This window comes from Variovorax sp. P4_B10 (genome assembly GCF_056402375.1).
The window spans coordinates 1-7,577 of the sequence record NZ_JBFUHN010000145.1; the positions used below are offsets into that span (position 1 = coordinate 1).

Consider the following 7,577-nt stretch of genomic DNA (forward strand, 5'->3'; position numbering starts at 1 on the left):
CCTCCGTACTGCACCAGCAGGTCCAGCGAGTCGTTCACGTTCTTCATCGCCACGCGGAACGGCCGCTGGTTCGCCGTGTCCTTCGTGTGATAGAGCGCCACGCTCTGCTTCATGCCGACGATCAGCGTGTCGCGCACGCCGGCCTTCGGGTTGGCCTTGAGCATGGCGTCCACCGCGGCTTCGGGGCTCTTCTCGGCGGCTTCGGCAGCCTTGGTGGAGGCGCGCATGAAGCGCTTCACGAGGTCGGGGTTCTCGGTCAGCAGGTTCTTGTTGGTGATGATCCCGGAGCTGATCTGGTTCACGCCCGAGTCGGCAAAGCGGATCGGCGTCACGGGCTTGCCGGTGGCGTCCTGCAGCTTGATGGCCTGGTCCATCACGTAGCCGAGCAACAGGTCGGCCTGGCCGTTGGTCACGGCATTGAGCTTGGTCTGGCCGTCGCCCGAGACGATCTTCACCTGGTCGGGGGTGATGTTGTTGACCTTGAGGAACAGCGGCCACATCTGCGACATCGAATCGCCGGGCGTGGTGGCCACGGTCTTGCCGATGATGTCCTTCGGCGTCCTGATGTTCTTCTCGGTGAAGCCCATGACCGACATCGGGCTCACCTGGAACAGCACGCCGGTCGACTTGAGCGGCGCACCCTTGGCCGCGGCCTTGATCATGGTGGTGACGTCGATGTAGCCGAAGGTGGCCGACTTGGCGGCAACCGCCTGCGCGGTGACGGCCGAGCCACGGCCTTCCTGGATGTCGAGCTCGATGCCTTCCTCGGCGTAGAAGCCCTTTTCCTTGCCGAGGAAGAAGGGTGCGTGCTCGCTGTAGAGGTACCAGTTGAGCATCAGCGTGACCTTGTCCTTGGGCCTTTCAGCTTGGGTTTGGGCCTGGGCATGCGCGGGTGCGATGGCGATGGTGGCCAGCGCCGTGACGGCGACAGCAAGCATCGAGGGAAGCAGTTTCTTCATGGCGTTGTCTCCGGGAGTTTTGTGGATGCAGCGAAGGAACTCAGTGCGCGTGGCGCTGCGAGGCATGCCACGGAATCATCACGCGCTCGATCAGGTCGACCGCGACGAAAAGGATCACGCCGATGCTCGACAGCACCACCAGCGCGGCGAACATCAGCGGCAGGTCGAAGTTGCCGTTGGCCACCTGCAGCACATAGCCGATGCCGGAGTTGGAGCCGACGAATTCGCCGACCACCGCCCCCACCACCGCCAGCGTGACCGACACCTTGAGACCGCTGAAGATCGCGGGCAGTGCTTGCGGCAGGCTGATCTTGAGGAAGGTCTGCAGGCGGCTCGCGCCCATGGAGCGGGCCAGGTCGAGCATGTCGGGCTCGACCGACTTGAAACCCATCACCGTCGAGACCACGACCGGGAAGAAGCCGAGCAGGAAGGCACTGATCACCTTGGGGAAGATGCCGAAGCCGAACCACACCACGAACAGCGGCGCAATCGCCACCTTCGGGATGCTCTGCGAGAACACCAGCAGCGGGTACACATACGACTCGACCAGGCGCGAGTAGGCGATGACCATCGCGATAGGGATGCCGATGACGATCGTCAGGCCGAAGCCGCCCAGCGTGGCGAGCGTGGTCTTCCAGCTCTCGCCGAGCAGGCGCGGCCATTCGGCGACGAGCTGCTTCACGACCTCCCACGGCGGCGGGATCAGGTAGGCCGGAATCTTGAAGAGCCGGATCGTCAGGTCCCACAGCACCAGCAGCAACAGGATCAGCAGGAAGGGACGCAGAGCCGGGAGGAGCAGGAGCTTGCGGAGCATGAAGACGGCTCTCGGGGCTTTCTGGCTTACTGCTGGACCGAGAGGCCGGCGGCCTTCACGAGCTGGGCGTTGCTCGCGATTTCTTCCTTGATGTAGGCATCGAACTGCTCGGGCTTGAGCGTCCACGCGTCGGCGCCGAGCTTCGCGAAGCGCTCCTTCACCTCGGGCGTGGCCAGTGCCTTCGCCACTTCGTCGTGCAGGCGGTTGACGATGTCGCGCGGCGTCTTGGCGGGCGCCATCATGCCGATCCAGAAGTTGAACTCGGAGCCGGGCACGCCGGCTTCGGTGGTGGTCGGCACGTCGGGCAGGGCGGCCRCACGCTTGGGCGAGCCGACGGCGAGCGCGAGCAACTGGCCTTCCTTGATCTGGCCGATGACCGGGGCGATAGGCGAGAAGTAGTAGTCGACGCGGCCCGAGAGCACCTCGGTCACGGCCTCGCCCGATCCCTTGAAGGGGATGTTGGTCGCGTCGATTTTCGCGGCCATCTTGAACTTCTCGGCGTTCAGGTGCGTGGCGCTGCCCTGGCCGGCGGAGGCGAAGTTCATGCTGCCCGGCTTGGCGCGTGCGGCGGCCAGCAGTTGCGGCAGCGTCTTGATGTTTTTCGAGGGAGAAATGACCAGCGCGTTGGGCAGCGACGAGATCGGCGTGACGGCGGCGAAGTCGCCCACCGTGTCGAACGGCAGCTTGGCGAAGGTCGACGGGCTCACCGTGTGCGAGGACGAGTGAATCATGATCGTGTAGCCATCGGGCGCGGCCGTGGCCACGGCCTGCTGGCCGATGGTGCCGCTCGCGCCGCCGCGGTTGTCGATCACCAGCGCCTGGCCCATGCTCGCGCCCATCTTGTCGGCGATGGCGCGGGCAATGATGTCGGTGGTGCTGCCGGCCGCGAACGGGACGATCACGCGGATCGGCTTGTGGGGGTAGCCGTTCTGCGCGGAGGCCAGGCCCGGCAGCAGGGTGGCCAGGCAGGTGAGCGCCGTGAGGGCGGTGGTGCGTGCGAGTTGCTTCATGGTTGTCTGTCTCCGCGCGGTCGGGCCGCTGTCTTGAATCTATTAATTCACCATTAAGTGAATTGACGATTCTAGGAACGGCTGCGCCGCGGCGTCAACCGCCGCTGCCTAGTGAATACCCGGAGGAGGTCTGGAGGCGCCCGTGCGCTCAGCGCAGGACGTAGCCCAGGACCAGGTCGGTCATGTGCGAGAGGCGCTGGGCCATCGCCTTGGGCGCACGCAGGTCACGGCCGAAGATGGCCGAGAGCGTGTGGTTGTTCGAGAGGTAGAAATAGCAGAGCGACGCGATCGAGATGTAGAGCTGCACGGGGTCTACGCCGGAGCGGAACAGGTTGTCGCGGCGGCCGCGTTCGAGCACGGTGTCGAGCAGCTGCACCAGCGGCGAGTTCATTTCCTGGATGCGTTCGGAGCGTTTCAGGTGGGCGGCGCGGTGCAGGTTCTCGCTGTTCAGCAGCGTGATGAACTCGGGGTGCTCGAGGTAGTAGTGCCAGGTGAACGAGACGAGCTGGCGGATCGCCTCGACCGGGTCGATCTCGTCCAGGTGCAGGCGCTGCTCGGCTTCGCGGATGTCGGCGTAGGTGCGTTCGAGCACCGCGAGGAACAGGTCGTCCTTGCTGCCGAAGTAGTAGTAGATGAGGCGCTTGTTCAGGCCTGCGCGCGCCGCGATGCTGTCCATGCGCGCGCCGGCGAGGCCCAGTTGCGAGAACTCTTCGCGTGCGGCCGCGAGGATGGCGAGCTGCGAGCGGTCGGCATCGCGCGAGCGTGGCTCGACGATCGTTTCGGTCGGGGAGTCCTTCGGGGCCTTCATGGCGCGAATTTAACCATTTGGGGAATTAACGCAAGGCATGAGAGGCGGGCGCACATAATTGCCAGAGACATTTGCAGCTGAGGTTCGACTTCCCATGAGTACATCACAACCCGCAGGCCACCTGATCGTCGAGTGCCTGATCGCGCAAGGCATGGGGATCGCGTTCGGCGTGCCGGGCGAAAGCTTCCTCGCCGTGCTCGACGGCTTTCATGCGTACGGCGATCGCGCACGCTTCATCGTGAACCGGCAGGAGGGCGGCGCGGCCTTCATGGCCGAGGCGCACGGCAAGCTCACCGGGCGGCCGGGCGTGTGCTTCGTCACCCGCGGGCCGGGTGCCACGAATGCCTCGATCGGCGTGCACAACGCCTTTCAGGATTCGACGCCGATGGTGCTGTTCGTGGGCGATGTCGGCAGCGACTTCCGCGATCGCGAGGCCTTCCAGGAGGTGGACTACGGCAGCTTCTTCGGGCCGAGCACCAAGGGCTTTGCCAAGCGCGTGGAGCGCATCGACGATGCGAACCGCATTCCGGAGTACGTGGCGCGTGCCTTTGCCACGGCGATGAACGGGCGGCCGGGGCCGGTGGTGCTGGTGCTGCCTGAAGACATGCTGCGCACGGAAACCGCGTCGCGGCCCTTGCCGCGCGTGGAGCCCGTGCAGCCCTGGAGCGATCCGGGCGCGCTGCGCACCTTGCGCGAGCTGCTGCTGAAGTCCGAGCGGCCGCTGGTGATCGCCGGTGGCGGCGGCTGGACGGCGCAGGCCGCGCAGGCGCTGCAGCGCTTTGCCGAGAACTGGCGGCTGCCGGTGGCCAACGCGTTCCGCTATCAGGACACCTTCGACAACCACCATCCGCTCTACGCGGGCGACGTCGGCATTGCGATCAACCCGAAGCTGGCGCAGCGCGTGAAAGATGCCGACCTGATCCTTGCCATCGGCCCGCGTCTGGGCGAGATGACGACCGGCGGCTACACGCTGCTCGAAGCGCCGAAGGCGAAGCAGACGCTGGTGCACATCCATGCGAGCGCGGAAGAACTCAACCGCGTCTACCAGGCCGATTTGGCGATCAATGCGGGCATGAGTGCGGCCGCGCGCAGCCTCGAGGTGCTGAGTGCGCCGCCCACGCTGCCGTGGGAGGAGTGGACCGCGCAGGCGCATGCCGACTACGAAGCCAACCTCGTGCCGCAGGCGCTCGCCGGGATGCCGGCCGAGACGCCGCGCGGCCCGGTCGACATGGCCGCCGTGGTCGCGCTGCTGCAGAAGCACCTGCCGCCGGATGCAGCCATCACCAACGGCGCTGGCAACTTCGCGAGCTGGGTGCATCGCTACTTCCGCTATCACGGGCTCGCCAAGGGCCACAAGACGCAGCTGGCGCCGACCAGTGGCGCGATGGGCTATGGCGTGCCGGCAGGCATTGCGGCCAACCTCGCGACGGGGCGCGTGGCCTTCACGATCGCGGGCGACGGCGATTTCCTGATGACGGGGCAAGAGCTGGCGACGGCCTCGCAGCACGGCGGCAAGAGCATCGTCGTGCTGCTCAACAACGGCATGTTCGGCACGATCCGCATGCACCAGGAGCGGGAGTATCCGGAGCGCACCAGCGGCACCGCACTGCGCAACCCGGACTTCTGCGGCCTCGCGCGCGCCTACGGCTATGCGGCCGAACGCGTGACGGAAACCGCGCAGTTCGAAGGCGCGCTGCTGCGCGCGCTGGCGGCCGATACCGGCACGCTGATCGAGATTCCGCTGGATCCCGAGGTGATCACCACCCGTGGCACGCTGGCGTCGATCAGGCGTGCGGCCCAGCAGCGGGCGTTGGGCTGAGCGCCGCGYGATGCCGGGCCACCGCGTCGCGCAAGGTGGGCGAGCGCAGTTCGAACACGTCGAACAGGCCCAGTGCCTCGAGAGCGGGCAGCAGCGAGACCAGGTCACGCTCGGCGGCCTGTCGCGCCTCTGCCGTGGCGGTCGGGTCCTGCAGCACTTGCGCGTTCGCGAGGAAGGCGCCAACGGAGCCTTTGCGCAGCGCGAGGCCATTCCTGACGACGAAATCCTGCCCGTCGGGCAATACATCCTGAGCTTGCATGAGCGTTCCCTTGAAGGCGTTGTGAAGAGGGTTCCGATGCTAGGCAGTAGGGCGCCCCGGGTCTTGCGGTGCGGGGCCAATCGATACCTCCGGCGGGCCAGGCATGGCCGCTGAAGCGCCGGTCAAGCTCTGGATCAACGCCTGCGCGGCGCCGCGCGTCACGGGCTGCCACGCCCATGAGGACGGTCAGTTGTTCGCCTTGCGCGAGGGCCTGCAGGTCATCGAGACGGCTTCGGGGCGCTGGGTGCAGCCGCCGGGCTGGATCGGCTGGATCGCGCCGCGCTGTGCCCATGCGGCGCAGAGCTTTGGCGCCACGGCCGGCTGGAGCCTGCACATCGAGCCGGCGATGGCGGCTGCCTTGCCGGCCGGGCCGCATGTGTTTGCGACGACGCCGCTGGTGCAGGAACTGGTCGATCGGCTGACCTCGCTCGATGCGTCGACAGCAGCCTTCGAGGAGCGTCGCACTCGCCTCGTCGCCGTGCTGCTCGACGAACTCGCCGCGAGCGCCAGGCCGTCGCTGCATCTGCCGATGCCGCAGGACAGGCGCCTTGCAGCAATGGCCACCGCATTGGCGAGCGACCCTGCCATGCGCGACACCATCGACCAGTGGGCCGATCGCATCGGCATGGCGCGCAGGACGCTCACGCGGCGCTTCGCTGCCGAGACGGGCTTGAGCTTCATGCAATGGCGGCAGCAGTCTCGCTTGCTGAAGGCCGTGGAGTTGTTGAGCCTGGGCGAACCCGTGACGGCGGTGGCACTGACCGTCGGCTATGGCTCGGTGAGCGCGTTCATCGAGACCTTCGGCAAGAACTTCGGCCGCACGCCGGCGCGTTTTTTCGAGGAGGGAATGGCTCTGCCGCAGGCGAAAAAAAAGCCGGCATGAAGCCGGCTTCTTGATTCAGGAGCGCGAGGCCCCTGAGCGCTTACTTGACGTGCTTGCCGATCAGCGCGGCCAGTTCGAACATCGACACTTGGGCCTTGCCGAAGATTTCCTTCAGCTTGGCGTCGGCGTTGATGTTGCGCTTGTTGGCCTTGTCTTGAAGGTTGTTCTTCTTGATGTAGTCCCACAGCTTGCTCACGACAGCGGTGCGCGGCAGAGGCGTCGAGCCGACCACAGCGGCGAGTGCCGGGCTGGGGGTCAGGGCCTTCATGAACGCAGCGTTGGGGGTGCGCTTCTTGGCGGGAGCGGCCTTCTTTGCAGGAGCCTTCTTCGCCGGTGCAGCCTTCTTCGCAGGAGCAGCCTTCTTGGCCGGTGCGGCCTTCTTGGCGGGAGCAGCCTTCTTCGCAGGAGCCGCAGCCTTCTTTGCGGGAGCGGCTTTCTTTGCCGGAGCTTTCTTGGCCGGAGCCTTCTTTGCAGTTGCCATGGTTGATTTCCTTTTTTGGTTGAACACTCACCAATGAAAAACTTGCGTCTCCAGTGGCAATGCGGATGCTAAAGGAGAAAAAACGCGTTTCCAAGGGAAAAAGCGGTTTTTTCATTGGGAGTTGTTGTTTTTTCAGAGGGGAGAAGCGCTGTTTTTCACGTTCGGCGCCCAGGCCATGTCGCCAGCACCACGCCCACGAGTGCGATCGCGAACGCGAGCAGCTGTGGCGCAGAGAGGTTTTCACCGAGCACGAGCACGCCGACGAGGGCTGCGCTGACGGGCAGCATCACAGCGAAAACACCCGCCTGCGCAGCGGGAACATGGCGCAATCCGGTCATCCAGAGCCACACCGTCCAGATGCTCGCGGCGAGTGCGTAGACCACGAGCAGAGCCCAGATGCCGCCATGCACGGTGCCGAAGTCGAACTGCAGCGCGAACCAGATGCCGAAGGGCATCGAGAGCACGAAGCCCCAGAGATTGATCAGCGAGGCGATGCGCTTGGGGCCGAGCCGTCCCGTGAGCGACTTGCCGATCACTGCATAGG

The 7,577-nt window shown here is 65.8% G+C and carries 9 protein-coding genes; 2 read left to right on the plus strand and 7 right to left on the minus strand.

Annotated features, from left to right (window positions below; all coding sequences use genetic code 11):
• The 4 genes from AC1DXX_RS32645 to AC1DXX_RS32660 all read right to left on the minus strand — a co-directional run.
• Window positions 1–959: ABC transporter substrate-binding protein (locus AC1DXX_RS32645; RefSeq protein WP_478138346.1), on the minus strand; the 959-nt coding region annotated here is incomplete at its 3' end.
• A 40-nt stretch (window positions 960–999) separates the two neighbouring features.
• Complete coding sequence (locus AC1DXX_RS32650) at window positions 1,000–1,773, minus strand: ABC transporter permease (protein WP_478138347.1); 774 nt, start codon at window positions 1,771–1,773, stop codon at window positions 1,000–1,002.
• Window positions 1,774–1,799: 26 nt separating this feature from the next.
• The gene (locus AC1DXX_RS32655; protein WP_478138348.1) at window positions 1,800–2,783 is read right to left on the minus strand and encodes a tripartite tricarboxylate transporter substrate binding protein; all 984 of its coding nucleotides are present in this window, start codon (window positions 2,781–2,783) and stop codon (window positions 1,800–1,802) included.
• Between the two features lie 148 nt (window positions 2,784–2,931).
• Window positions 2,932–3,591, minus strand: coding sequence for a TetR/AcrR family transcriptional regulator (locus AC1DXX_RS32660; protein WP_478138349.1), 660 nt, complete (start codon window positions 3,589–3,591; stop codon window positions 2,932–2,934).
• 94 nt (window positions 3,592–3,685) lie between these two features.
• Here AC1DXX_RS32660 and AC1DXX_RS32665 point away from each other — a divergent pair, with 94 nt between their 5' ends.
• Window positions 3,686–5,410 (plus strand): thiamine pyrophosphate-binding protein, encoded by a 1,725-nt coding sequence (locus AC1DXX_RS32665; protein WP_478138350.1) that lies wholly within the window; start codon window positions 3,686–3,688, stop codon window positions 5,408–5,410.
• Here AC1DXX_RS32665 and AC1DXX_RS32670 read toward each other — a convergent pair.
• Window positions 5,376–5,669: a hypothetical protein gene (locus AC1DXX_RS32670; protein WP_478138351.1), complete on the minus strand. Its 294-nt coding sequence runs from the start codon at window positions 5,667–5,669 to the stop codon at window positions 5,376–5,378. The two genes, AC1DXX_RS32665 and AC1DXX_RS32670, sit on opposite strands and share 35 nt — an antisense overlap.
• Window positions 5,670–5,772: 103 nt before the next feature.
• Here AC1DXX_RS32670 and AC1DXX_RS32675 point away from each other — a divergent pair, with 103 nt between their 5' ends.
• A complete protein-coding gene (locus AC1DXX_RS32675; protein ID WP_478138352.1) occupies window positions 5,773–6,552 on the plus strand; it encodes a helix-turn-helix domain-containing protein in 780 nt (259 codons plus the stop codon).
• 40 nt (window positions 6,553–6,592) lie between these two features.
• Here AC1DXX_RS32675 and AC1DXX_RS32680 read toward each other — a convergent pair whose 3' ends face one another.
• Together AC1DXX_RS32680 and AC1DXX_RS32685 are read right to left on the minus strand one after the other, a co-directional pair.
• The gene (locus AC1DXX_RS32680) at window positions 6,593–7,033 is read right to left on the minus strand and encodes an SWIB/MDM2 domain-containing protein (RefSeq protein ID WP_176656515.1); all 441 of its coding nucleotides are present in this window, start codon (window positions 7,031–7,033) and stop codon (window positions 6,593–6,595) included.
• 155 nt (window positions 7,034–7,188) lie between these two features.
• The coding region (locus tag AC1DXX_RS32685) for an EamA family transporter (protein WP_478138353.1) at window positions 7,189–7,577 on the minus strand (389 nt) is incomplete at its 5' end.

What these genes read in the sequence shown, in the direction of transcription:
- AC1DXX_RS32680 (WP_176656515.1), bottom strand. Translation starts at nt 7,033, where the DNA reads ATGGCAACTGCAAAGAAGGCTCCGGCCAAGAAAGCTCCGGCAAAGAAA.
- AC1DXX_RS32650 (WP_478138347.1), bottom strand. Translation starts at nt 1,773, where the DNA reads ATGCTCCGCAAGCTCCTGCTCCTCCCGGCTCTGCGTCCCTTCCTGCTG.
- AC1DXX_RS32660 (WP_478138349.1), bottom strand. Translation starts at nt 3,591, where the DNA reads ATGAAGGCCCCGAAGGACTCCCCGACCGAAACGATCGTCGAGCCACGC.
- AC1DXX_RS32665 (WP_478138350.1), top strand. Translation starts at nt 3,686, where the DNA reads ATGAGTACATCACAACCCGCAGGCCACCTGATCGTCGAGTGCCTGATC.
- AC1DXX_RS32675 (WP_478138352.1), top strand. Translation starts at nt 5,773, where the DNA reads ATGGCCGCTGAAGCGCCGGTCAAGCTCTGGATCAACGCCTGCGCGGCG.